The 24,016-nt window shown below is 64.5% G+C and carries 22 protein-coding genes and 1 tRNA gene; 15 read left to right on the top strand and 8 right to left on the bottom strand.

What is annotated here, in order from left to right; all coding sequences use genetic code 11:
• The gene (locus P9220_RS03640) at window positions 1-207 is read right to left on the bottom strand and encodes a hypothetical protein (RefSeq protein ID WP_309763632.1); all 207 of its coding nucleotides are present in this window, start codon (window positions 205-207) and stop codon (window positions 1-3) included.
• Here P9220_RS03640 and P9220_RS03635 point away from each other — a divergent pair.
• Window positions 206-1,294, top strand: coding sequence for a LysR family transcriptional regulator (locus P9220_RS03635; RefSeq protein ID WP_309763631.1), 1,089 nt, complete (start codon window positions 206-208; stop codon window positions 1,292-1,294). The genes P9220_RS03640 and P9220_RS03635 overlap by 2 nt on opposite strands.
• 141 nt (window positions 1,295-1,435) lie before the next feature.
• Here P9220_RS03635 and P9220_RS03630 read toward each other — a convergent pair whose 3' ends face one another.
• From P9220_RS03630 to dprA, 3 genes are all read right to left on the bottom strand, one after another.
• The gene (locus tag P9220_RS03630; protein ID WP_309763630.1) at window positions 1,436-4,093 is read right to left on the bottom strand and encodes a DNA topoisomerase III; all 2,658 of its coding nucleotides are present in this window, start codon (window positions 4,091-4,093) and stop codon (window positions 1,436-1,438) included.
• Window positions 4,094-4,252: 159 nt separating this feature from the next.
• Entirely contained in the window at window positions 4,253-4,630 is a 378-nt protein-coding gene (locus P9220_RS03625) for a thioredoxin family protein (RefSeq protein ID WP_309763629.1), read from the bottom strand.
• 72 nt (window positions 4,631-4,702) lie between these two features.
• Window positions 4,703-5,932: a DNA-processing protein DprA gene (dprA, locus tag P9220_RS03620; protein ID WP_309763628.1), complete on the bottom strand. Its 1,230-nt coding sequence runs from the start codon at window positions 5,930-5,932 to the stop codon at window positions 4,703-4,705.
• Between the two features lie 201 nt (window positions 5,933-6,133).
• Here dprA and def point away from each other — a divergent pair, with 201 nt between their 5' ends.
• The 14 genes from def (at window position 6,134) to P9220_RS03550 (ending at window position 18,741) form a co-directional block, all read left to right on the top strand.
• Window positions 6,134-6,637, top strand: a complete 504-nt coding sequence (gene def / locus P9220_RS03615; protein ID WP_309763627.1) for a peptide deformylase — start codon at window positions 6,134-6,136, stop codon at window positions 6,635-6,637.
• A 52-nt stretch (window positions 6,638-6,689) separates the two neighbouring features.
• Entirely contained in the window at window positions 6,690-7,682 is a 993-nt protein-coding gene (gene fmt, locus P9220_RS03610) for a methionyl-tRNA formyltransferase (protein WP_309763626.1), read from the top strand.
• Between the two features lie 34 nt (window positions 7,683-7,716).
• Window positions 7,717-8,364 carry a LysE family translocator gene (locus P9220_RS03605; protein ID WP_309763625.1) on the top strand — a complete coding sequence of 216 codons (648 nt, stop codon included), beginning with the start codon at window positions 7,717-7,719 and terminating at the stop codon, window positions 8,362-8,364.
• Window positions 8,365-8,480: 116 nt separating this feature from the next.
• A complete protein-coding gene (gene htpX, locus P9220_RS03600; RefSeq protein ID WP_309763624.1) occupies window positions 8,481-9,335 on the top strand; it encodes a zinc metalloprotease HtpX in 855 nt (284 codons plus the stop codon).
• Between the two features lie 157 nt (window positions 9,336-9,492).
• Window positions 9,493-10,965 carry a 16S rRNA (cytosine(967)-C(5))-methyltransferase RsmB gene (rsmB, locus tag P9220_RS03595; protein WP_309763623.1) on the top strand — a complete coding sequence of 491 codons (1,473 nt, stop codon included), beginning with the start codon at window positions 9,493-9,495 and terminating at the stop codon, window positions 10,963-10,965.
• Window positions 10,962-11,558, top strand: coding sequence for a DUF4390 domain-containing protein (locus tag P9220_RS03590; RefSeq protein WP_309763622.1), 597 nt, complete (start codon window positions 10,962-10,964; stop codon window positions 11,556-11,558). The genes rsmB and P9220_RS03590 overlap by 4 nt, the downstream gene beginning before the upstream one ends.
• Before the next feature lie 22 nt (window positions 11,559-11,580).
• Complete coding sequence (locus tag P9220_RS03585; RefSeq protein ID WP_309763621.1) at window positions 11,581-14,007, top strand: PAS domain-containing sensor histidine kinase; 2,427 nt, start codon at window positions 11,581-11,583, stop codon at window positions 14,005-14,007.
• Window positions 14,008-14,724 carry a response regulator transcription factor EsaR gene (esaR, locus tag P9220_RS03580; RefSeq protein ID WP_309763620.1) on the top strand — a complete coding sequence of 239 codons (717 nt, stop codon included), beginning with the start codon at window positions 14,008-14,010 and terminating at the stop codon, window positions 14,722-14,724.
• Between the two features lie 95 nt (window positions 14,725-14,819).
• Window positions 14,820-14,895: transfer RNA gene (locus tag P9220_RS03575), tRNA-Phe, on the top strand.
• A gap of 380 nt (window positions 14,896-15,275) precedes the next feature.
• On the top strand, window positions 15,276-16,010 hold the full coding sequence (gene queC / locus P9220_RS03570; protein WP_309763619.1) for a 7-cyano-7-deazaguanine synthase QueC: 735 nt from the start codon (window positions 15,276-15,278) through the stop codon (window positions 16,008-16,010).
• 6 nt (window positions 16,011-16,016) lie between these two features.
• Window positions 16,017-16,649: a 7-carboxy-7-deazaguanine synthase gene (queE, locus tag P9220_RS03565; RefSeq protein ID WP_309763618.1), complete on the top strand. Its 633-nt coding sequence runs from the start codon at window positions 16,017-16,019 to the stop codon at window positions 16,647-16,649.
• A gap of 17 nt (window positions 16,650-16,666) precedes the next feature.
• Entirely contained in the window at window positions 16,667-17,113 is a 447-nt protein-coding gene (queD, locus tag P9220_RS03560; protein WP_309763617.1) for a 6-carboxytetrahydropterin synthase QueD, read from the top strand.
• A gap of 162 nt (window positions 17,114-17,275) precedes the next feature.
• Window positions 17,276-18,058, top strand: coding sequence for an aldolase/citrate lyase family protein (locus tag P9220_RS03555; RefSeq protein ID WP_309763616.1), 783 nt, complete (start codon window positions 17,276-17,278; stop codon window positions 18,056-18,058).
• Window positions 18,055-18,741, top strand: a complete 687-nt coding sequence (locus tag P9220_RS03550) for a tetratricopeptide repeat protein (protein WP_309763615.1) — start codon at window positions 18,055-18,057, stop codon at window positions 18,739-18,741. Before P9220_RS03555 ends, P9220_RS03550 begins: the two co-directional genes overlap by 4 nt.
• A 21-nt stretch (window positions 18,742-18,762) precedes the next feature.
• On the opposite strand, the gene rodA is transcribed toward P9220_RS03550, so the two are convergent.
• The 4 genes from rodA to mreC all read right to left on the bottom strand — a co-directional run bounded on the left by rodA (window position 18,763) and on the right by mreC (window position 23,930).
• Window positions 18,763-19,911, bottom strand: coding sequence for a rod shape-determining protein RodA (rodA, locus tag P9220_RS03545; protein ID WP_309765367.1), 1,149 nt, complete (start codon window positions 19,909-19,911; stop codon window positions 18,763-18,765).
• A 23-nt stretch (window positions 19,912-19,934) separates the two neighbouring features.
• The gene (gene mrdA / locus P9220_RS03540; RefSeq protein ID WP_309763614.1) at window positions 19,935-22,217 is read right to left on the bottom strand and encodes a penicillin-binding protein 2; all 2,283 of its coding nucleotides are present in this window, start codon (window positions 22,215-22,217) and stop codon (window positions 19,935-19,937) included.
• A gap of 88 nt (window positions 22,218-22,305) precedes the next feature.
• Complete coding sequence (gene mreD / locus P9220_RS03535) at window positions 22,306-22,818, bottom strand: rod shape-determining protein MreD (protein WP_035968586.1); 513 nt, start codon at window positions 22,816-22,818, stop codon at window positions 22,306-22,308.
• The gene (gene mreC / locus P9220_RS03530; RefSeq protein ID WP_309763613.1) at window positions 22,815-23,930 is read right to left on the bottom strand and encodes a rod shape-determining protein MreC; all 1,116 of its coding nucleotides are present in this window, start codon (window positions 23,928-23,930) and stop codon (window positions 22,815-22,817) included. The genes mreD and mreC overlap by 4 nt, the downstream gene beginning before the upstream one ends.
• Between the last annotated feature and the right edge of the window lie 86 nt (window positions 23,931-24,016).

Raw genomic sequence — 24,016 nt, 5'->3', positions numbered from 1 at the left:
TCAACCTTGTGCATCGCTCGTCGATGCAACGTTCTGAAAGGCGGTCGGCGGGAAAGGTATCTTCCCCGCCGAGCGCGCTTCGTCCACGATTTTTTTCGAAAAGGCAATCGCCAACCGCAACTTCTGCACGATTTCGCCAGTCCTAGGATAATTCTGAATTGCCTTGCAGCAGAATTGTGAGCCGCCTGGCGGCAGGAGTTGTCCCATGGATCATTTGCAGTCGATGAGAGTGTTCGTCCGCGTGGCCGATCTCGGCAGTTTTGCCAGGGCCGCGAGCGCGATGGACATCTCGAACGCGGTCGCGACGCGGCACGTCGCGGATCTCGAAAGCCGCCTCGGCACGCGCCTGCTCAATCGCACCACGCGCAGCCTTTCGCTTACCGAATCCGGTCAGGTCTATCTCGAGCGAGCGCGCCAGATTCTCGATGAACTCGAGGACGTCGAACAGATGGTCGTCGCGCGCAATCATGAGCCGCTCGGCTCACTGCGCATCGTCGCGCCGGTCGTGTTCGGTCTTCACAATCTCGCGCCCGTCCTGCAGACGTACGCGCAGCGCTATCCGAAAGTCATCCCCGATGTGACGCTCGTGGACCGCCAGGTCGATCTGGTGGAGGAAGGTTTCGATGTCGGCATCGTCATTGCGCGGCAGGTGAAGAGTGCGAGCGTCGTCACGCGGCGGCTGACGACCGGCTGCATGACCGTCTGCGCCACGCCGGCGTACCTGGAAAAGCACGGCACGCCGACGCGGCCGGAACATCTGCTGGAACATCCGTGCCTGAGCCTGCCGTCCGAATACTGGGGCGACGAACGCGTGTTCACCGGCCCGGAAGGCGAGGTGCGCGTACGGCCGTCGAACGTGATCATCGCCAACAATACCGAGATGCTGCGGCAGTTTGCGCTGCTCGGCATGGGGATCGCAATTTTGCCGAGCTACCTGATCGGCAACGACATGAAACGCGGCCAGCTGGTGCGCCTGCTGAGCGACTATCAGTTGCCGCAGGTCGAGATCAACGTCGCGTATCCGAGCCGGCGGCATCTGCCGGCGAAGGTGCGGACGTTCATCGATCACCTCGTCGAGCATTTCAGCCAGACGCCGAATCATCAGCTTGGCGAGCAATGGATTCGCGACGGCATGGGCAAGCCGGCTGCCGGCAGTGCGCAGTACGAGCCTGCCGATGAACCGCAAGCGCCGCCCCCCGCGCCGCGCTCGCGTTCGATGGACGGCGAACTGGGACCGAAATTGTCGAAGCCGTCGCGGACGCGAGGGCGGGTGCCGGCGGCGTCGCCGTTTTAGTTTTTTCAGCTGAGACAGGCCCGCAAGATTTGCTTTCGCGGGCTATGTGCTTCCTGGCTGGCGGCAGCAGAAAAAAAGCCCGCGAATCGCTTCGCGGGCTTCGTGCTTTCGATCAGGGACGTTTAGCGCGGCGGCGCGCTATCAACTTGCCTTCCGCGTCGCAGCCTTCTTCGCAGCCGCCTTTTTTGCCGGCGCTTTCTTCGCGGCTACGGTCTTCGTCGCGGCCTTCGCGCGCGTCGTCTTCGCGGCTACGGCGACATCGCTATCGCCATCGTCGGCGGTATCGGTCTGCGGCTCCGCAGCGGCCCCGCGCTTCGCCGCCGTTTTCGCGCCCGGCTTGGCTTCCTTCTTCTCGAACTCGAAGCCGATCTTTCCGTCAGGCTGCTTGACCAGAAACGCCTTGAAGTTGCGCCCGGTCCGCGACGATTTGAAATTCGTCAGCAGATCCGTGCGGCCGCCGTTCAGCAGCTTTTCCATCTGCTCGCGTCCGATTTCCTGTTGCAGAATGACCTTGCCGGAGCGGAAATCGCAGGTCTTCGGATTCGCGACGGAGTTCTCGCAGACGTAGCTCATGCCGTGCTCGAATACGCGCGACTGACACTTCGGGCACGCGCCGACCGGCGTCTGCTCCGAGAAATCGGGCGGTTCGCCGTCTTCGCCGCCGGTGTCCTGACCGAAGTCGAATTCCAGCTTGAAGTTCTTGATTTCGTCGTCGAACGAAAGCTTCAGGATGGCCGAGAACGGACGCCCCATCTTGCTGCGGAAGCCGGAAAGCGGCCCGATGGTTTTCTCGCGCAGCAATTCCTCGACTTCCGGAATCTCGAACTGACGCCCGCCCGGAACCTTCGAAATCGAAAATTCGCACTTCGTACAGGCGAACCGGCGATAGTTCTCCTTCACCTGCGCGCCGCAATGAGGGCACGGCGTTTCCAGCGTCGCGTAATCGCCGGGGATGGTGTCGGAGTCGTACTCCTTCGCACGCTTCACGATGGTCTGCGTCATGCGCGCAATTTCCTGCATGAACGCATCGCGATGCAGATTCCCGCGCTCCATCTGCGACAGCTTGTGCTCCCACTGGCCGGTCAGTTCCGGCGCGGTGAGCTCTTCAACGCCCAGGCCGCGAAGAAGCGTCATCAACTGGAACGCCTTGGCCGTCGGAATCAGCTCGCGGCCTTCGCGCACCATGTACTTCTCGCCGAGCAGCCCTTCGATGATCGCGGCGCGCGTCGCCGGCGTGCCGAGACCCTTCGCGGCCATCGCATCCCGCAGTTCTTCGTCTTCGACGAGCTTGCCCGCGCCTTCCATCGCCGAGAGCAGCGACGCTTCGTTGTAGCGCGCGGGCGGCTTGGTCACGAGCGCTTGCGCGGCGACCTTCTCGACATCGACCTTTTCGTCCTTCTGCACCGGCACGAGATTGCCGTCTTCGCCCGCAGCTTCGCGGCCGTAGACCTGCAGCCAGCCCGGCTCGACGAGCACCTTGCCTTCCGTCTTGAAGTGATGCCCCGCGACTTCGGTGATGCGCGTCGTCACCAGGTACTCCGCCGCCGGGAAGAACACCGACAGGAAGCGCTTGACGACAAGGTCATACAGTTTCTGTTCCGGCTCCGACAGCGCTTTCGGCGCCTGCAGCGTGGGGATGATGGCGAAGTGATCGCTGATCTTCGAGTTGTCGAAGATGCGCTTGTTCGGCTTGACCCAGCCCTTATCGAGCACCTGCTTGGCAAACGGCAGGTAGTTGTTGCTCTCCTTCAGCATGGTCAGCGTTTCCTTGACCGTGCCGAGGTAGTCCTCCGGCAGCGCGCGGGAATCCGTACGCGGGTAGGTCAGGACCTTGTGCTTTTCATACAGCGCCTGCGCGAGGCCGAGCGTGTTCTTCGCCGAGAAGCCGAAGCGGCTGTTCGCTTCGCGCTGCAGGCTCGTCAGGTCGAAGAGCAGCGGCGACATTTGCGTCGACGGCTTCGACTCTTCGGTGACGATGCCGGTCTTGCCGCGACACGCCGCGACCACCGATTCCGCCGCCGCGAGGCTCCAGAGGCGCGAGTCGCGCTGCTCGGGATCGTTCTCGACGCGCTTGAACTTCGGATCGAACCAGCGGCCCTCATAGATACCCTTCGCCGCGATGAATTCGGCGCGCACTTCCCAATAGTCGCGCGGCACGAAGCGGCGAATCTTCTCTTCGCGTTCGACGACGATGGACAACGTTGGCGTCTGAACGCGGCCAACTGTCGTCAGGAAGAAACCGCCGCCCTTGCTGTTGAACGCGGTCATCGCACGCGTGCCGTTGATGCCGACCAGCCAGTCGGCTTCGGAACGGCAACGGGCGGCGTCGGCGAGCGGTTGCATGTCGGCGTCGCTGCGCAGATGCGCGAAGCCTTCACGGATGGCGGCGGGCGTCATCGACTGGAGCCAGAGGCGCTGGACCGGCTGCTTCGCCTTCGCGTGCTGCGCGATGAGGCGGAAAATCAGCTCACCCTCGCGCCCCGCGTCGCAGGCGTTGATGAGCCGGTCGATGTCCTTGCGTTTCAGCAGCTTCGTCAAGACCTTCAGCCGCGATTCGCTTTTCGCGATCGGGTTCAGGTCGAAATGCGGGGGGATGACGGGCAGGTTCGCGAAGCTCCATTTACCGCGCTTGACGTCGTATTCCTCCGGCGCGGCGATTTCGAGCAGGTGGCCGACCGCGGACGAGAGGACGTAGTCGTCGCTCTCGTAGTACTCGTCATGCTTCGTGAAGCCGCCCAGCGCGCGCGCGATGTCGTTCGCGACGGAGGGCTTCTCAGCGATGATCAGGGCTTTGGACATGACTCAATAGGGTTGTGGTCTGGCAGCGGCCCCGTTTGGACCGCATAACGACCGCTTTATAGCACAGGCTTTGCGCGATGCGCGCCGAGGCGTCGATAAGGACGCTTACCGAACCGGCGGTTTCCGACCGTTTCGGGTCCCGCAATGCCCCGGTTTTGTCTACGCGGCAGCAAGCGCCGGACGCAGCTTCGGTGCGCCTGCCATGTTCGGCAGCGCGGTCAGGTCGGTGAGCATCCGCTCGACGATCGACACTTGCGGCAGCACCGTGCCAAAGAAGCGGGTCGTGACCGAATCCTCGATCAGAATGGTCGGAAAATTCTCGACATCGAGGTCGTCGAAACGGTCTGCATGATTCTCGATGTCGATCCACGCGAAACAGATGTCCGGATGCGCGGCGGCGAGCCTGTCGAAGCCTTCGCGATACTCACGGCACGTGCCGCACCACTCCGCGCACAGGCATGCGACGAACAGCGTGCCGGACTCGGCGATGCGCTCGGCGATTTGATCGGCATCGGTATCGAGATTGAGCGCGGACATGGCGTTTGACGAATCCTTCGTGGAGCGGGGGCGTGACAGGCTGATTTTCCGCGAATGTAGCACGAGGCGAGTTCACGAGCGTTCGAGGGCGGCGTATCGACCGCCCGGCAGCGCTGTCGCCACGCCCGCCAGTTCGAGTTGCAGTAGCGCGGCCTGGATCGCGGCTCCGTCGAGACCGGTCCGCGCGGCGAGAATTTCAAGCGTCGCGGGCGCGTGACCGAGCGCGGCGAGCACGCGTTCGGCGTCGGCGGGCGGCTGAGCCCCGGGCAGCCGCGCCGATGCCCACGACGCGCTCGCCGGTCGGGGTTTCAGGTCTGCCGTGCGGCCGCTTCTGCGTCTGCGCGCAGCCGGAAAACCGAACTCTTCGAGCACGTCTTCGGGCGTTTCGACGAGCTTCGCGCCTTGCTTGATGAGCCGATGACAACCCTGCGACAGCGGCGCGTGAATCGACCCCGGAATGGCGAAGACGTCGCGCCCCATTTCGTTGGCGAGCCGCGCGGTGATGAGCGATCCGGAGCGCATCGCTGCTTCCACGATCAGCACGCCGCCCGACAATCCCGCGATCAGCCGGTTGCGCTGCGGGAAGTTCGCCGACCGCGCGGGCGTGCCGAGCGGCCATTCCGACACGATGGCGCCGCCGCGGACGATCTCATGCGCGAGGGTGTGATTCTGCGCCGGGTAGACGAGATCCGCGCCCGTGCCGATGACGGCGATGGTCCCCACGCGACCGTCGAGCGCCCCGCGATGCGCAGCCGCGTCGATGCCGAGCGCCATCCCCGACACGACCGCCAGCCCCGCGTCGGACAGCGACCGCGCGAAACGGCGCGCGTCCTCGGCGCCTTGCGGCGAAGCGTGCCGGCTGCCGACGATCGCCACGGCGCGGGTCTGAAGCACGTCCAGCCGTCCTTTCGCGTAAAGCAGCGGCGGCGGGTCGGGCATCGTCAGCAGCGCTTGCGGATAGTCCGCGTCGGCGAGCGTCAGTATCCGGTTGCCCGGCTCCGACAGCCATTCGCAGACCTGTTCCATATAGTCATCGAAAGACACGCCTTCGATATCGCCGGGCGGCGCGACGACGGCGTTCGCCGCGTTCTCGCCGGCAACCTGCGCGAGCGACGCGAAACTCTCCGACAACACTTCCAGTGGCCCGCCGAACGCGCCGAGGAGCGTGCGCAACGCCAGCGGCCGCAGCCCTTTCGCATGCGCGAGACGCAACCACGCGCGCAGTTCGTCGGCATCGGCGCCGGACGGCGGGGCGACGGTTTCGGGAGCGGCGGTATCGGTCGGCAGGGTGGCGGTCGTCATGTTAAGATTTTTAATCCCGTACATATAAAAAATCGTCGCCCGGCCGCGCTTTCCGGACCGTAGCGACGCTGTCCGGCCGCTTGCCGGCGGCGTTGAATCCGTCGGATTCGCCCGCATATCTTCGGCATGCCGCCAACTACCCGCAACCTGGCCGAATGGCCGACTTCACACGCGTCGCAGCGCGCGTAGATAATCCGAATCATGGCTCTGCTCAACATACTCAACTACCCGGACAAGCGGCTGAACAAGGTGGCGAAGCCCGTCGCCGTGGTGGACGACCGCATCCGCAAGCTCGTCGCGGACATGGCCGAGACCATGTATGCCGCGCCCGGCGTCGGCCTCGCGGCGACGCAGGTGGACGTGCACGAGCGCGTGATCGTCATCGACGTGTCGGACACCCACGATCAGTTGATGGTGTTCATCAACCCGGAGATCGTCTGGGCGAGCGAAGTCAAGAAGGAGTGGGAAGAGGGCTGCCTTTCGGTGCCGGGCATTTACGATTTCGTCGAGCGTCCCGACAAGGTTCGCGTCAAGGCGCTGAACGAGAAGGGCGAGACGTTCGAACTGGATTGCGAGGGCCTGCTCGCAGTCTGCATCCAGCACGAGATGGATCATCTGGCGGGGCACGTGTTCGTCGAATATCTGTCGACGCTGAAGCAGACGCGCATTCGCGGCAAAATGAAAAAGCTCGAAAAAGCGCTTTAAGACGCACTGGATTCACGTTTTTTGCTGGTAAGCCTGAAGGTAGTTTTCATCGATGACTCAATCGCTGCGCGTCGTTTTCGCCGGTACACCTGAATTCGCCGCCGCCGCGCTTGCGGCCATCCATGCGGCCGGATTTACGGTTCCGCTCGTGCTGACTCAGCCCGACCGGCCCGCCGGACGCGGCATGAAGCTGACCGCGAGCCCGGTCAAACGCTTCGCGCTCGAACATGGGCTGACGGTCGCGCAGCCGACATCGCTGAGGCGCGCGGGCAAGTATCCGCAGGAAGCAGCCGACGCCATCGACCTGCTGCGCGCCACGCCGCACGATGTCATGGTCGTCGCGGCTTACGGGCTGATTCTTCCGCAGGAAGTGCTCGATATTCCGCCGCGTGGCGCGATCAACATCCACGCGTCGCTGCTGCCGCGCTGGCGCGGAGCCGCGCCGATCCATCGTGCGATCGAAGCGGGCGACACCGAAACCGGCATCACGCTCATGCAGATGGACGCCGGCCTCGACACCGGCGCGATGATCCGCGAAGCGCGCACCGTCATCGGTCCCGACGACACCACTGCCACGCTGCACGACCGTCTTGCGGAAATGGGCGCGAACCTGATCGTCGCGGCTTTGCGCGATCTCGAACGCGACGGCTCGCTCCCGTCGATACCCCAGCCCGACGACGGCACGACTTACGCCGAAAAAATTGCCAAGCACGAAGCGGCGCTCGACTGGCGCCGGCCGGCTGAGGAACTCGTGCGGCAGGTGCGGGCCTTCGACCCGTTTCCGGGCGCGGCGGGAATGCTCGGCGATGCGGCCATCAAGATTTGGGCCGCCCAGCCTCTGAGCGGCGTGAGCGGCGAGCCGGGCGCGATCGTGGATGTATCGCCGGAAGGGGTGGTCGTCGCGTGCGGCAGCGGTGCACTCAGGCTCACGCAGTTGCAAAAGCCTGGCGGCAAGCGTCTGCCGGTGCGCGAGTTCCTTGCCGGCGCAGCTTTGTCGAAAGGACAGCGGTTTGCCGTTCAGGGCGATGAGCGCGGCTTAGAATAAAGAGATCGCTCACAAGCCCGCCTGGAGGCTTCTCATGCTTGGCATCACCGGTTTTGCCTTCTTCCTGGTCGCGGTTTTCTTGCTCAACGTCACGCCGGGGCCGGACACCGCTTACATCGTCGGGCGCAGCGTCGCGCAGGGACGAGGCGCGGGCATCGTTTCCGCACTCGGCATTTCGGCGGGCTGCATCGTGCACACGCTTGCTTGCGCATTCGGGCTGACGGCAATTCTCGCGGCATCCGCGACGGCGTTCACTGTCGTGAAGATCGCGGGCGCGATTTATCTCATCTATCTCGGCGTACGGCTGATTTTCGCGAAGCACGAGGACATCACCGACGCCGCCAGTGCACAGCCCAGCGCGAAGTCCGCGCCGAAGTCGCTCCGCCAGCTTTTCACGCAGGGCTTCGTCACCAACGTGCTGAATCCGAAGGTAGTGCTGTTCTTCGTCTCGTTCTTCCCGCAATTCGTCGCCGCCGACAGCCAGCACAAAACCCTCGCGTTTCTCGCGCTCGGCCTCGTGTTCATCGCGATGAGCACGGTCTGGAACAGTTTCGTCGCGTGGATCGCGGGCAGCGTCACCGAGCGGTTCTCCGGCAAGCCCGGCGTAAAGAAGTGGCTCGATCGCGGCGTGGGCGGTGCGTTCGTCGGCCTCGGCATCAAATTGGCGACGTCGCACAGATAGTTGAATTATTCGCGGATGACCCTATCTAACATTTTGCTTACAATGGCTGTCCCGGCCGCCTAGGTCGGGACCACCGCGCGAATTGCGCATCGTATTAGGGAGAAGGAGCTCCGCATATGTTCAACTGGGTCAAAACCGCGATGCTGATGGCAGCGATCACGGCCCTCTTCGTCGTGATCGGCGGCATGATCGGCGGATCGAAGGGCATGATGCTCGCGCTGCTCGTCGCGCTCGGCATGAATTTCTTCTCGTACTGGTTCTCGGACAAGATGGTTCTGCGCATGTACAACGCGCAGGAAGTCGACGAAACCACTGCGCCGCAGTTTTATCGCATGGTGCGCGAGCTCGCGACGCGCGCCCAGTTGCCGATGCCGCGCGTCTATCTGATCAACGAGGACGCGCCCAACGCGTTCGCCACGGGCCGCAATCCCGAGCACGCGGCAGTCGCGGCGACCACGGGCATTCTGCGCGTGCTGTCCGAGCGCGAGATGCGCGGCGTGATGGCGCACGAACTGGCGCACGTGAAGCATCGCGACATCCTCATCTCCACCATCTCGGCGACAATGGCCGGCGCAATTTCCGCGCTCGCCAACTTCGCAATGTTCTTCGGCGGACGCGATGAAGAAGGCCGTCCCTCGAACCCCATCGCGAGCATCGCGGTGGCGATTCTCGCGCCCATCGCCGGTGCGATGATCCAGATGGCGATTTCCCGCGCCCGCGAGTTCGAGGCGGACCGCGGCGGCGCGCAGATTTCGGGCGATCCCCAAGCGCTCGCGAGCGCGCTGGAGAAGATTCACGCGTATGCGTCGGGCGTGCCGTTCCCGGCAGCGGAGGCCCATCCGGCGACGGCGCAGATGATGATCATGAATCCGCTATCCGGCGGGAGCATCGCAAACTGGTTCTCGACGCACCCGGCAACCGAAGAGCGCGTCGCGCGCTTGATGGAGATGGCGCGCACAGGCCGGATGTAATCCGCCGAGCGTCGGTTCGAAAGGCCGTCCCGAGTCATCGGGGCGGCCTTTTTCGTATGGCGTTCTCCCGCGGTTCCCGGCGCGCTCGCCCGCGCGTTCGGACCGCGTTTCATCGCACGTTACAATTCCCGTTTGTGCGAAGCCGATCCCTCCCGACATGACCGACAAGCCTTCCCGGCGGCTCGACGCCGCGCACCAGCCGACGCGCGGACCGTCCCGCATGAGCGCGCTGCATCTCGCGCCCGATTCGCTCGCGTTCGCGCTCGATGGCGCGGCGCACGCCGTCGGCGCGGTGCGCGCGGGTTCGGCGTTGCCCGCCGCGATCCAGACGGTGGTTGCGTCGGGCAAGCATGCGGCGGCGCGCGGCGCGATCCAGGACATCGCGTATCGCACGATGCGCCGCCTCGCACTCGCCGATGCGCTCCTGCACAAGCTCGTCCGCAAAGCACCGCCCCCGCACGTCGGCAACATTCTGGCGTGCGCCTTCGCGCTCCTCACCGACAACGAAGCCCACGCCGCCTACGCGCCGTTCACGGTCGTCGATCAGGCCGTGAGCGCAATCGCCGCGCGCCGCGAATTCGCGTTCGCGAAGGGACTCGTGAACGCGGTGCTGCGCAACTTCCTGCGCGAACGCGACACGCTCATCGACGATGCGAGGACGAACCCCGTTGCGCGGTGGAACTATCCGCAATGGTGGATCGACGCCGTTCGGCGCGCACAGCCGCAAGCGTGGGAACGCATTCTCGACGCGGGCAACGCACAAGGCCCGCTCACGCTGCGGGTCAATGCGCGGCACACGAATGTCGATGATTACGTCCATCGCCTGAAGGCCGAGGGCATCGACGCGCAAGCGGTCGGTCTGCACGCGGTGCGCCTGGAAACGCCGATGCCCGTCGATCGCATTCCCGGCTTCGCGCAAGGCGAAGTGTCCGTTCAGGATGCGGGCGCGCAGCTCGCGGCTCAATGGCTCGATGCCCGTGACGGCATGCGCGTGCTCGACGCCTGCGCCGCGCCCGGCGGCAAGACGGGCCACATTCTCGAACTCGCGAATGTCGACCTCGTCGCGCTCGAAAGCGACGCGGACCGCGCAAGCCGCATCGGGCAGAATCTCGAGCGCCTGAAACTCTCGGCCGATGTGCGCGTCGGCGATGCCGGAGAGCCTTCGCCCTGGTTCGACGGCGTGCCCTTCGATCGCATTCTCGCGGACGTGCCGTGCTCGGCGTCGGGCATCGTGCGGCGTCATCCGGACATTCGCTGGCTGCGCCGGCCATCGGATATCGCGGCGCTCGTCGACGAGCAACGACGCATTCTCTCGGCGCTGTGGCCGCTCGTCGCGAAGGGCGGCCAACTGCTGTATGTGACGTGTTCCATCTTCCCGGAGGAGGGCGAAGAGCAGGCCCGCTGGTTTGAAGCGACCCATGAAGATGCGGTACGATTGGACGCGCCGGGGCAACTGCTGCCGACGGCGGCGCGCGCGAGCGCGAGTGCGGTGCAGGAGTCACCGGACGGTACAGCTGTCGAACGCCACGGTCCGGGCGATGCAGAGGGCGCAAGCACGCCATCGAACCGGAACGCGGACATCATCGCGGACCACGACGGATTCTTCTACGCGCGCTTTCAGAAACGGTGACGATAAAACGCATTCTTCCGCTTCGGCTCGCGGCCGTCATCTGGACTGCGCTGGCGCTCTGGCTGAGCTTCGCCGCAGCGGAACCCGCGCTCGCCGAGACGATCTCCGTGCAGCGCGCGTCGTTGCAGGCGGACAATAACGGCTGGAGTCTCGATGCGCATTTCGACTTCGATCTCAACAGCAGTCTCGAAGAAGCCGTGAATCGCAGCGTGCCGCTCTACTTCACCATCGACTTCGCGCTGTCGCGGCCGCGCTGGTACTGGTTCGACGAAGAGCCCGTCAACGTGTCGCAAAGCATCCGCCTTTCGTATCAACCTTTGACGAACGAATACCGTGTATCGACGGGCGGGCTGCAGTTGCGCTTTGCATCGCTGAACGAAGCGTTGGCGGTCATCAAGCACGTCGCGTCGTGGCATGTCATCGACCGGAATCAGGTGCATGGCGGAGAAACGTATAACGCATCGGTGCGCATGCAACTCGACATCGCGCTGATGCCCAAGCCGTTCCAGATCGACGCGGTCAACAACCGCGACTGGAACCTGTCCTCGGACTGGAAGCGATTCACTTTTACGGCGGCAGAACGTGCGAAATAGATTTCGACGCGGCCGCACGGACATGAAGAGTCTTGTCGTCCGGCTGCTGGTCTCGACAGTTGCGCTCACGGCGGTTCTGCTGCTCGTGATGCTCGCGCTCGCGAGCGCGAACACGGAGTTCTTCGACCGCTATTACGGCTGGCTTTATGCCGCGAACGTAGCGGTGGCGTGCGTGTTCATGCTGATCGTGATCGGGCTCACGCTCATCATCGTGTCGAGGGTGAGGCAAGGGCGCTTCGGCACCCGGCTCCTCGCCAAGCTCGCGCTGATCTTTGCGCTCGTCGGCGTGCTGCCGGGCGCGATCATCTACGTCGTGTCGTATCAGTTTGTTTCGCGAAGCATCGAATCATGGTTCGACGTGAACGTCGAGACCGCGCTGACTTCCGGCCTCACGCTCGGCCGCGGCATGCTCGAAACATCGCTTGCGGATTTCAAGAACCGCGGCCGCCAGATGAGCGATCAACTGGCGAGCGCCGATCCGTCGAGCCTCACATTGTCGCTTCTGCGCCTGCGCGATCAATACGGCGTGCAGGACGCCGTCGTGTTCGAGCGTCCGCGCGATCAATACAATCGCGAGGACCTGAGCGCGGGCGGTGGAACACTGCGCGTGCCCGGCTTGCGGACCGTCGCGCAGGCATCGGGCAACATTTATGCGTTGCTGCCGACCAACGAGCCGAGCGGCGCGATGCTGAAAGCGGCGCAGGATCGTCCGTTCGGCGCGATAGAAGGGGAAATAGACGGCGATCCGTCATCGAACGGGCCGAAGGGCGCGCTGCGGCTGCGCGTCATCACGAAGATCCCCGACCCGACGACGACCACGGAATTCCAGCACGTCGATCGCTTCCTGCAGATCGAGCAGCCCGTGAGTCAGGAACTGGCGCGCAATGCGGATGCGGTGCAGCGGGCGTATCGCGAGTATCAGGAAAAGCGGCTCGGGCGCACCGGCTTGCGGAAGATGTATATCGGCACGCTGACGCTCGCGCTCTTTCTGGCGACGTTCATCGCGATGATGCTCGCGCTCGCGCTCGGCAACCAGCTCGCGCGCCCGTTGTTCCTGCTCGCGCAGGGCACCAAGGAAGTGGCCGAGGGCGATTACACGCCCAAACGCGAGATCAATTCGCGCGACGAACTGGGCTTTCTCACGCAGTCTTTCAACGCGATGACGCGGCAGTTATCGGAGGCGCGCGCGGCGGTGGAAAACAACCGCATCGCGCTGGAGCACTCGAAGGCGTATCTCGAAAGCATCCTCGCGAATCTGACGGCGGGCGTATTCGTGTTCGACCGGCAGTTCCGGCTGACGACCGCGAATCGCGGCGCGGCGCGCATCTTCCGTCAGCCGTTCGGCGCGCTCATCAATCAGCCGCTCGACAGCATCGACGTGCTCGCCGATTTCGGCGCCATGGTGAAGAAGGCATTCGCCGAGCGCGACGCGGCGGCGATCGGCAGCGGCCATCCGGCAGGCGATCGCGGGCATTGGCAGCAGCAGGTCGCGGTGACGGTGCCGGGCGAGAACGATCCGCTGACCTTGCTCGTGCGCGGCACGCAACTGCTCGCGAGCACCGAAAGCGATACTGAAGACACCGAAACAACCGGCTATGTCGTCGTTTTCGACGACATCTCCGACGTCATTTCCGCGCAGCGCTCCGTCGCCTGGGGCGAAGTGGCGCGGCGTCTCGCGCACGAGATCAAGAATCCGCTCACGCCCATTCAGCTTTCCGCCGAGCGCCTGCAAATGAAGCTCGCGGACAAGCTCGCGCCGCAGGACGCGGACGTGCTCAAGCGCGCATCGACGACCATCGTGAATCAGGTTCAGGCGATGAAGCGCATGGTCGACGACTTCCGCGAATACGCGCGCACGCCGCCCGCGGTGCTCGCGAACCTGCAGTTGAACGATCTGGTCGGCGAAGTGCTGACCCTCTACGGCATCGAGGAAGGCAAGAGTCCGATCAAGGTCGACCTCGCGAAGCTGCCGGTCATTCGCGGCGATGCCACGCAGATCCGTCAGGTCATCCATAACCTGTTGCAGAACGCGCAGGACGCCGTCGCCGATGTACCCGAGCCGCGCGTGCTGCTCGAAACGAGGACAGTAGAATATGGCGAACCGGATGCGTCGGGGCATGCGCGCGTCGCGGTTCGGCTCACGGTATCGGATAACGGCGCGGGCTTTCCGGCGCGCATTCTGTCGCGCGCATTCGAGCCTTATGTGACGACGAAGGCGAAGGGCACGGGTCTGGGACTTGCAACGGTGAAGAAGATCGTCGACGAGCACGGCGCGCGCATCGACATTCGAAACCGGTCCAGGACGGGCGACGTCGTGGAAGGCGCGCAAATCTCGATCTTGTTCCTTCAGCTCGCGGATGAAACCGCCGCCGACGGCGCGACGCCTTCATCCGCGACCGCCGCGAAACACGGAACGACAAAAGCAACAGTGCAGACAAGGGCAGCTTAAATGGCAACCATCCTGGTGGTAGACGATGAAATGGGGATCCGGGAACTGCTCTCCGAGATCCTGAGCGACGAGGGCCACGTGGTGGATGTGGCGGAGAACGCGCAGCATGCGCGCGAGTACCGCCTGCAGCAGACGCCGGATCTCGTCCTGCTCGACATCTGGATGCCCGACACCGACGGCGTCACGCTTCTCAAGGAGTGGGCCGCGCAGGGCAAGCTCACGATGCCGGTCATCATGATGTCGGGTCACGCGACCATCGACACGGCGGTCGAGGCGACGAAGATCGGCGCGCTCAATTTCCTGGAAAAGCCCATCGCGCTGCAGAAGCTGCTGAAGGCGGTCGAGCAAGGGCTCGCGCATGGCACCGCCGCGCCGGCCGTGACCGCTACGCTCAAGCCGGCGATGAACGCGGGCGCGTCGGGCGTGCCGATCGCGGCTGCGCTGCCGACCGCTTCCGCGCTGAACGCATCGGCCGGCGATGCGGGCGCGGGCGGCGCGGCGTCGGGCCACGCGGGACAGACGGCATCGATTTCGTTCGACATCCCGCTGCGCGATGCCCGCGATGCCTTCGAGCGCGCGTACTTCGAGTATCACCTTGCGCGCGAGAACGGCAGCATGACGCGCGTCGCGGAGAAGACGGGGCTGGAACGCACGCACCTGTATCGCAAGCTCAAGCAGTTGGGTGTCGACCTCGGGAAGAACAAGAACGAGGTTTAAGGCGTGCGTGGACGCCAGTTTCGACGAAAGCGAGAAAATTGCGGAAAAAGGCTTGAGCGTCAGGCATCCGTCTGATATAGTTTCACCTCTTCGTTGGCCCGGTAGCTCAGTTGGTAGAGCAGCGGATTGAAAATCCGCGTGTCGATGGTTCGATTCCGTCCCAGGCCACCAGAATGCAAGAAGCCCGAGAGTTAATCGCTCTCGGGCTTTTTCATTTGCGGGCGTGCATCCGTGTTCGTTGGCTGGGCGCACGGGCGTCTGCATGGCCCGTCCGCAGCTCGGCGAACAACGTGCCGACATGCTAAAATTCGCGCCGAATTAAGGACTTGCCTCGTCCTCGGACCGCAAGTCCTTTTCTTTTCGATGCTCCGAATCGCGCCCGAACAACGCGCAAACGGGCGGCCAATCTTCCGCCGATCCGCTATCGGAGTCATAAAGGGCGCGCGCGTTCGAAAAAAGCCGGCCGGCCTATACTGGACTTTCACATCGCCAACGCCGGTCGTTGCGCTCGCGCGGCGCGTGACGCCCATCTCATACACGGAGTTTTCACGGTGACTCGGATAGACGCGAAGGACAGCGCCCTCGTGCTGTTTTCCGGCGGCCAGGACTCGGCCACGTGCCTCGCATGGGCGCTCGAACGCTATCAGACCGTCGAGACGCTGGGCTTCGATTACGGCCAGCGTCATCGCGTCGAACTGGAATGCCGCAGCGGCTTCCGAACCGAAGTCGCGCGCCAGTTTCCGCAATGGGCGTCGCGGCTCGGCGACGATCACATGATCGACCTGTCCGTGCTCGGCGCGATCAGCGACACCGCGATGACCCGCGAAATCGAAATCCAGTCGACGGCGAACGGCCTGCCGAACACGTTCGTGCCGGGCCGCAATCTGCTGTTCATGACGATCGCGGCGGCCGTGGCGTATCGGCGCGGGTTGAAGGTGCTTGTCGGCGGCATGTGCGAGACGGATTTCTCCGGCTATCCGGATTGCCGCGACGACACGATGAAAGCGCTGCAAGTCGCGCTGAATCTCGGCATGGAAACGCGCTATGCGCTCGAAACGCCGCTTATGTGGCTCGATAAGGCCGATACATGGCGTCTCGCGGAAACGCTGGGCGGCGAGGCGCTCGTCGAACTGATTCGCGTCGAGACGCATACCTGCTATGTCGGCGAGCGCGCCGAACTGCACGAATGGGGCTACGGCTGCGGCCAGTGCCCGGCATGCAAACTGCGCAAGCGTGGATACGAGGCGTATCGCGCGGGCGAGCAAGTCATCACCGAACCGGTTTAAGCAGTCATGACGTACGCGGTAAAGGAAATCTTCTACACGCTGCAGGGCGAAGGCGCGAATGCGGGCCGCCCGGCAGTCTTTTGCCGCTTTGCCGGCTGCAACCTCTGGTCCGGACGCGAAGAGGATCGCGCGGACGCGGTCTGCCGCTTCTGCGATACCGATTTCGTCGGCACCGATGGCGAGAACGGCGGCAAGTATCGGACGCCGGCGGAACTCGTCGCGAAGATCGCATCGCTCTGGCCGGAAGGGCAGGCGCACAAGTTCGTCGTCTGTACGGGCGGCGAGCCGATGCTGCAGATCGATCAGCCGTTCGTGGACGCGCTGCACGAGGCCGGCTTCGAAATGGCGATCGAAACCAACGGTTCGATGCCGGTGCTCGACAGCATCGACTGGATCTGCGTGAGCCCGAAGGCGGACGCGCCGCTGGTCGTCACGAAGGGCAACGAACTGAAAGTGGTCGTGCCGCAGGACAACCAGCGCTTGGCCGACTACGAGAAGCTCGACTTCGAATATTTTCTCGTGCAGCCGATGGACGGCCCGTCCCGCGATATCAACACGAAGCTCGCGGTCGACTGGTGCAAGCGGCATCCGAAGTGGCGCCTGTCGATGCAGACGCACAAATATCTGAATATCCCCTGAAAGACGATCGAGCCGACGTGCAGACGATTACCCGAAAACTCGAATTCGATGCGGGCCACCGCATCCCTGATCACCGCAGCCAGTGCCGCAACCTGCACGGGCATCGTTACGTGCTCGAGATTACCCTGCAAGGCGACCTCGTCGATGTGGAAGGCGCGCCGGATCGCGGCATGGTGATGGACTTCGCCGACGTCAAATCCCTGGCGATGGAGCATCTCGTCAACAAGTGGGATCACGCGTTCATCGTCTATGAAGGCGACGCGAAGGTGCGCGAATTCCTGCAGTCGCTTGCCGATCACAAGACCGTCGTCTTCGACCGCATCCCGACCGTCGAAAACATGGCGGCCGTCGCGTTCCGCATTCTTGCCGACGTGTACGACGCGCATTACGGCGTCAATCTCAAGCTCAAGCGCCTGCGCCTCTACGAGACGCCGAATTGCTGGGCGGACGTCGAACGCGAGTAAGCACGCGAACACGGTATGATCGCCCGGTGAGTCGCCCTCGCAGGCGACCGCATCCTCCTGCATCCGGCCCACGCCGGTCGACAAGAAATGGAGCGCGAGCATGCCGTCATCTCTTCAGTCGTCCCTCGCATCGCGCGCACGCGCCTCACACGGAGCCGCGCGATGAGCACCTTCACCAATCCCCTCAAGCAGCGCCTGAGCGAACCCGGTCCCTTGTTCGGACTGTGGCTGTCGCTATGCAGCGCCGATGCCGCCGAAGCGCTCGCGCACGCGGGCTACGACTGGCTGTGCATCGACATGGAGCATTCCCCGAACGATAGCCGCGATGTCGTCGAGCAACTCCGCGCGATCGCGGCGGCGCACCTGCCGACCGAACCGATCGTGCGCGTGCCGTTCGCCGAGGGCTGGCTCGTCAAGCGCGTGCTGGATGCAGGCGCGCGCACGCTGATGTTCCCGAACGTCCAATCGGCCGACGATGCCGCGCGTGTCGTGCGGCTCACGCAATACCCGACCGAAGCGCAACTCGATGGACTGCGCGGCGTCGCGGGCGCGGTCCGTGCGGCGGCATACGGTATGCGGCGCGACTACGTGGCGGGCGCGAACGCGCAGGTGGCGACGATCGTGCAGATCGAATCGGTGGCGGCGCTGGAAGCCGTCGATGAAATCGCCGCAACGCCGGGCGTCGATTGCCTGTTCATCGGCCCGGCGGATCTGGCCGCGAGTCTCGGGCATCTCGGCGACGCCAAACATCCGGACGTGCACGCGGCCATCGAAAGAATCGCGGATGCGGCGAAGCGCGCGGGTATCGCCAGCGGCATCTTTGCGCTGGATGTCGCGAGCGCGCGGCAATACGCGCAGGCGGGGATCAAGCTCGTGTCGATCGCAGCCGATGTCATGTGGCTGCTGAAGGCGACGCGGCAGGCGTTGCAGGAGGCAAGAGCATGAAACGCGCATGGCGTGGCGGCGTGGCGGCGGCATCGGCTGCGCTGTGTCTAGTTTGCGGCGGCGCGCACGCACAAGGCGCGCCGAAGACGCCCGACCTGGCGACGCAGAACGCCGTCGCCGATTACAACGCGGGGAATTTCGTCGCGGCGCGCTCGGAGTTTCGCCGCGCGGCGGAGAAGGGCAGCCGCCTCGCGGAATTCAATTACGCGATGATGCTGCTGAACGGCGAAGGCGGCCCCGCCGATGTCGACGAAGGCAAGAAGTGGCTGCGTCGCGCGGCGGACGCCAACATGACGCACGCGCAGTACGTGTACGGCAAGATGTATGACGACGGCGAGTTCGTCGAGAAAGACCCGGCGGAGGCGCATCGGTGGTTTCTTCGCGCGGCCAGTCAGGGCCACGTTCAGGCGGAACTCGCGCTGGCGAATCAGTTTCTCGATGGACGCGGCACCGCGCGCGACAACACGCAGGCGTTCGCCTGGTACAAGAAGGCCGCGCAGGGCGGCGACATGACCGCGCAGTACGTCGCGGGATCGTTTTACGAGCGCGGAGGCGACGGCGTCGAACGCAATCTCAACGTCGCCCGTGCGTACTACGCGGCGGCGGCCGCTCAGGGCGATCCGGCGGCGAAGCTGAAGTATCAGCAATTGAGCGCGGAACTCGAGCGGCAGAAGCCTCAATAAGCGGCTCTCTGGCGGATGCGCTCAGCCCTGCATCAACCGCTTCTGCCGCGCGACGCTCATGATGAGTCCGACCGCGACGCCGAGCGTCGTCAGCGCGGTGCCGCCGTAGCTCATGAATGGCAGCGGCACGCCCACGACCGGCAGAATTCCGCTCACCATGCCGATGTTGACGAACGCGTAGGTAAAGAACGCGAGCGTGAGCGATCCGGCCAGTAATCGCCCGAAGAAGGTTGCGCCGTTCGCCGCGATGAACAGCCCGCGCGCGATCAGCGCCATATAAAGGAAGAGCAGCACCAGCCCGCCCGCGAGCCCGAATTCTTCCGAAAACACTGCGAAGATGAAGTCCGTGTGCTTCTCCGGGATGAATTCGAGGTGCGCCTGTGTGCCCTTCAGCCAGCCTTTGCCGAGCGTGCCGCCCGAGCCGATGGCGATGACCGCCTGAATGGTGTGGAAGCCTTTGCCGAGCGGATCGGACGTCGGATCGAGCAGCGTGCAGACGCGATGCTTCTGGTAATCGTGCATCATCGGCCAGTTGACTGCCGGCTGGCAGATGCGGTCCTGGAACACCGCGATGCTCGCCACCACGATCACCGCCGCCGCCAGCACGGGCACGATCAGCTTGAAACTCAGACCGGCGAAGTAGATGACGAACACGCCCGCCGCGAATACGAGCACCGCCGTGCCGAGGTCCGGCTGCTTGGCGATCAGGCCGACCGGCAGCATCAGAATCAAGAACCCGACGATGAAATCCCACCAGCGGATGTTGCCCTCGCGCCGCTGGTAGTACCACGCGAGCATCAGCGGCATCGCGATCTTCATGATTTCGGACGGCTGGATCACGACGCCGACGTTCAGCCAGCGTTTCGCGCCCTTGCGCGTCAGCCCGAACGCCGCGACCGCCACCAGCAGCGCGACGCCCACGGTATAGAGCGGCACGGCGAAGCGCATCAGCGTGGGCGGCGGGATATTCGCGAGCACCCACATCAGGCCGAAGGTCAGCATGATGTTGCGCAGTTGGTCTTCCACGCGCCCCGGCATGTCGAGACTCGCGCTGTACAGCGTGACGATACCGACGCACAGCAGCAGAAAAACGATCAGCGCGAGCGGACGATCGAAGCCCGCGAACATGCGCTTCGCGCGCTCGATCCACGCGTGCTTGTCGAATTGCATATGCATTTGCATGCCGGTTTCCTTTATTCGTCGATGCCGCCGGTCGGCACGAAAGTGCGAACGCCGTCGTTTCCGGGACCGCGCGTCATCGTCGGAGCCGGCTCGGCCGGTGCGTTCTTTTGTCCGCGCTTGCGGGCGGGGGCCGGCGTCGGTGACGACGCGGGCAGCGCAGCCGACGGCGCCGAGGCCGCTTTCGGCTTCGCCGCGGACGGCGATGACGCCGGAACGGGCGGCGCCGACGCCGCCTTCGCGACGGCCGGATCGGAAGCCGCCGACGGCGAAAACGCCGGCGAACGATTCGCAACCGATGCCGGCAACGCCGCCGCAGCCGGCGATTGCACGCCGCCGATCACGGGCACGCCCGCGTCTTCCGTCGCGGATGCCGCGGCGGCCACGGCGGCCGCTTCGGCGCCGGCCTTCATGCGGTCGATCAGGTAATAGTCGAGAACTTTTCGCGCGATGGGACCGGCGGATTCCGCGCCCCAGCCGCCGTTTTCGACGATCAGCGCGACCGCGATCTTCGGCTGCTCGGCCGGTGCGAACGCGATGAAGAGCGCGTGGTCGCGCAGGTGTTCGGCGGTGGCGTGTCCCTTGTAGTTCGCGCCCTGCAGCGAATAGACCTGTGCGGTGCCGGTCTTGCCCGCCGCCAGATAAGGCGCGCCGGCGAACACCTTCGCTGCCGTGCCGTTGGTGATCACGCCTTCCATTGCGCGCTTGATGAAGTCGACATCCTGCTGGCGCACCGGAATCTTGTCGCTGGGATCGCGCACCACCGTGCGTTCCGCCTTGGTGATGGGGTTCTCGATATCGCGCACCAGGTGCGGTTTCATCACGACGCCGTTATTCGCGAGCGTCGCCGTGGCGTGCGCGAGTTGCAGGATGGTGAACGAGTTGTAGCCCTGGCCGATGCCGAGACTGATCGTTTCGCCTTCGTACCAGCGCTGCTGCTCCGGCTTCCGATACGCCTTGCGCTTCCATTCCGTCGACGGCAGGATGCCGCGCGCCTCGCCCGCGATATCGATGCCGGTGATCTGCCCGAAGCCCCACGGTTTCATGAAGCCGGCCATTGCGTTCACGCCGAGATCGCGCGCGAGCATGTAGAAGTACGTGTCGTTCGACACGACGATCGCGCGGTTCATGTCCACCCAGCCCTGGCCCGAACGCACGTCGTTGCGGAACGTGTGGCCGCCGAACGTGAAGTAGCCCGGATCCTGGAAGCCCCAGCCCGGCGTCCGCTTGTGAAGCGTCAGTGCCGCGAGCGCCATGAACGGCTTATAGGTCGAGCCGGGCGGATACGTGCCGTGCAACGGACGATTCAACAGCGGATGATCCGGCGAATTGTTGAGCGCGTCCCAGGTCTGCTGATCGATGCCGTCGACGAAAGAATTCGGATCGAAGCTCGGCGCGGACACGAACGCGAGCACGTCGCCCGTCGACGGCTCGATCGCGACGAGCGCGCCGCGCTTGCCCGCGAACGCCTGCTCCGCCACCTGCTGCAAGCCGATATCGAGCGACAGCACGAGGTTGTTGCCGGGTGTCGCCTGCGTGCGCGACATGGTGCGCACGGGACGCCCGCCCGCCGTGACTTCGACTTCCTCGAAACCGGTCAGGCCGTGCAGCTCCGTCTCGTAACTCTGCTCGACGCCGATCTTGCCGACGTAATCCGTGCCCTTGTAGTTGTCCGCGTTGAGACGCGGATCGTAATGATCAGAGGCGGCGTCGTTGGCGTCGCTCGCATCGTCGATGCGCTCCTGATCGCGCTGGGAAATGCGGCCGATGTAGCCGATCACATGCGCCGCGGTCGTCCCGAGCGGATATTGGCGGAACAAACGCGCGCGGACTTCGACGCCCGGAAAGCGGAAGCGTTGCGCGGTGAACCTGGCGACTTCCTCGTCGGTCAGGCGCGTGCGGATCGGCAGGCTTTCGAAATTCTTCGAGTCTTCCAGCAGCTTCTTGAAACGCCGGCGGTCGCGCGCATCGACGGCAATGACTTGCGAGATGTTGTCGATGACTTCGTCGAGCGTGCCGTTGATCTTCGACGGCGTGATTTCGAGCGTGTACGCGGAATAGTTCTTCGCGAGCACGATGCCGTTGCGATCGGTAATGATGCCGCGGTTCGGCACGATCGGCGCAACGGAGATGCGGTTTTCGTTTGCCTGCAGCGAGTACTTGCTGAAGTGCCAGACCTGCAGATAGAGGAAGCGCAGGCCGATCAGCCCGAAGCAGACGAACACGAACAGTCCCGCCGCCGCGACGCGCAGGCGGAACTTCGACAACTGTTGCTCGGTGTTCTTGATTTCGGTCATGCAGGTTTCGCGAGGTTTTCGCGATGTATCGCGATTCAAGTGTAGTCCGCGCGCGAGCGTTCAGGCGACGCTCGACGCGCGGCAGCGCTCAGATAGGGCGCGTGTCGTCGGGATCGGCTGCGCGCCGTTGCGGCATCAGCAGCAGGAAACTCGCGATCGGCCAAAGCAGCGCTTCGACGAATCCGTTGATGAGATAGCTCCAGCCGGGAAACGCGGCGCCCGTCATCAGGCGGATCACGAATGGCACGAGATGCGCGCCGACGAGCAGCGGCGCGACGACGAGCATCTGCACGGGCAGCGACATCCACAAGACGCGCCGGTGAATGGTGATCGCACCGTAGGACAGCAGCGTGTACGCCAGCGCATGCTCGCCGAGGAGATTGGCGCTGTGGACGTCCATCAGGATGCCGAGCAGGAACGCGATGCCCATGCCGACCTTGCGCGGCTGCTGGACGTTCCAGAACAGCAGCACCAGCGCGACGAAGTCAGGAACGCCGACGAGACGGCCCCAGGGCACGAGGTTCAGCAGGAACGCGGCCGCGAGGCTGAACGTGATGAAGTACGGATTGACCGGCTGAAGGATGTATTGCGGGCGATTCATCGCGCGGCTCCCGATGAAGCGGGCTTCGGCGCGTGCGCCCTTCCGCTGTGTTTCGGCGCTGCCGCACTGGATGCCGGCTTGGGCGTGGCGGGCGCTGCGGCCGCTGCTGCGGCCGACGACCCGCTTGCCGCAGCCGCCGGCGCGGCGGAAGCCGCCGCCGATGCACCGCTGGCTCCCGCTGCCGCAGCCGCCTTCGATGTCGACTTCTTCTTGCCCTTGTTTTCCTTCGCTTCTTTGGCAGCCGCCGCGGCTTCGACTTCCACCGGATTCGGCGGCACGTTCAGGTTGTAATGCAGCACGAGCAACTGGCGCGCGCCGCGCACCGCCGCGACCGGCACGCAAACCACGCGTGCGAATGCGGTATCCGCCTGCTTGTCGACGCGCAAGACCTTGGCCACCGCGAGCCCCGGCGGATAAACGCCGTCGAGTCCGCTCGTCACGAGTTGATCGCCGACTTGCACGTCCGCGCTGATCGGCACGAAACGAAGATCGAGCGTGTCGCCCTTCGGCGTGCCGTAGATGACGCTGCGCAACCCCGTGCGCGCGATCTGCACGGGAACGGCCTGGTCCTTGTCGGTAAGAAGCGAGACTTCCGATTGCAGCGGAAAGACGCGCGTGACCTGGCCGATGACGCCTTCTTCATCGACGACCGGTGCGCCATCCTGGATGCCATGCTGCGAGCCTTTGCCGATCACGACCTTCTGCGTGAAAGGATCGCGTGTGTCGTACTGGATTTCGGCGGGGGTGGTTTGCGTCGTCGCGCGGTTCTGCAGATTCAGCAGCGCCCGAAGATGCGCGTTCTCGATCGTCAGTTGCGCGGCGTCGCCGGCTTTGACGGACAGTTCGAGATTCTTGTCCGCGAGCTTGCGGTTCTCGCTGCGCAGGTTAGCGCTGGTCACGGCGAGATCGGCCGCGCCCATGAAGATGTCGCGTGGCACGAGCGCCGCTCGCTGCAGCGGATAAAGCCCGGCGCCGAGCATCCCGCGCACGATCTCGAGCGTACTGAAGCGCGCGTCGGAGACGAGCAGCGCAATGGCCAGCACCACGAAGAAGATCAGGCGCGCGAGCGCGGAAGGGCCTTGCTTGAAAAGTGGCGGCGGACTGTATTCCATGGTCGGCGCCGAGGGCGTGAGCGGGTGGATCGATGCTGCAGGCTTTGCCGCTAGAGGCGGGACCTGCCCTGCGCTAATTTTCGACA

Source organism: Caballeronia sp. LZ016 (assembly GCF_031450805.1).
Lineage (GTDB): Bacteria > Pseudomonadota > Gammaproteobacteria > Burkholderiales > Burkholderiaceae > Caballeronia.
Note: the sequence above shows the minus strand (reverse complement) of the source record. Positions and strands in the feature narration are given on the sequence as shown.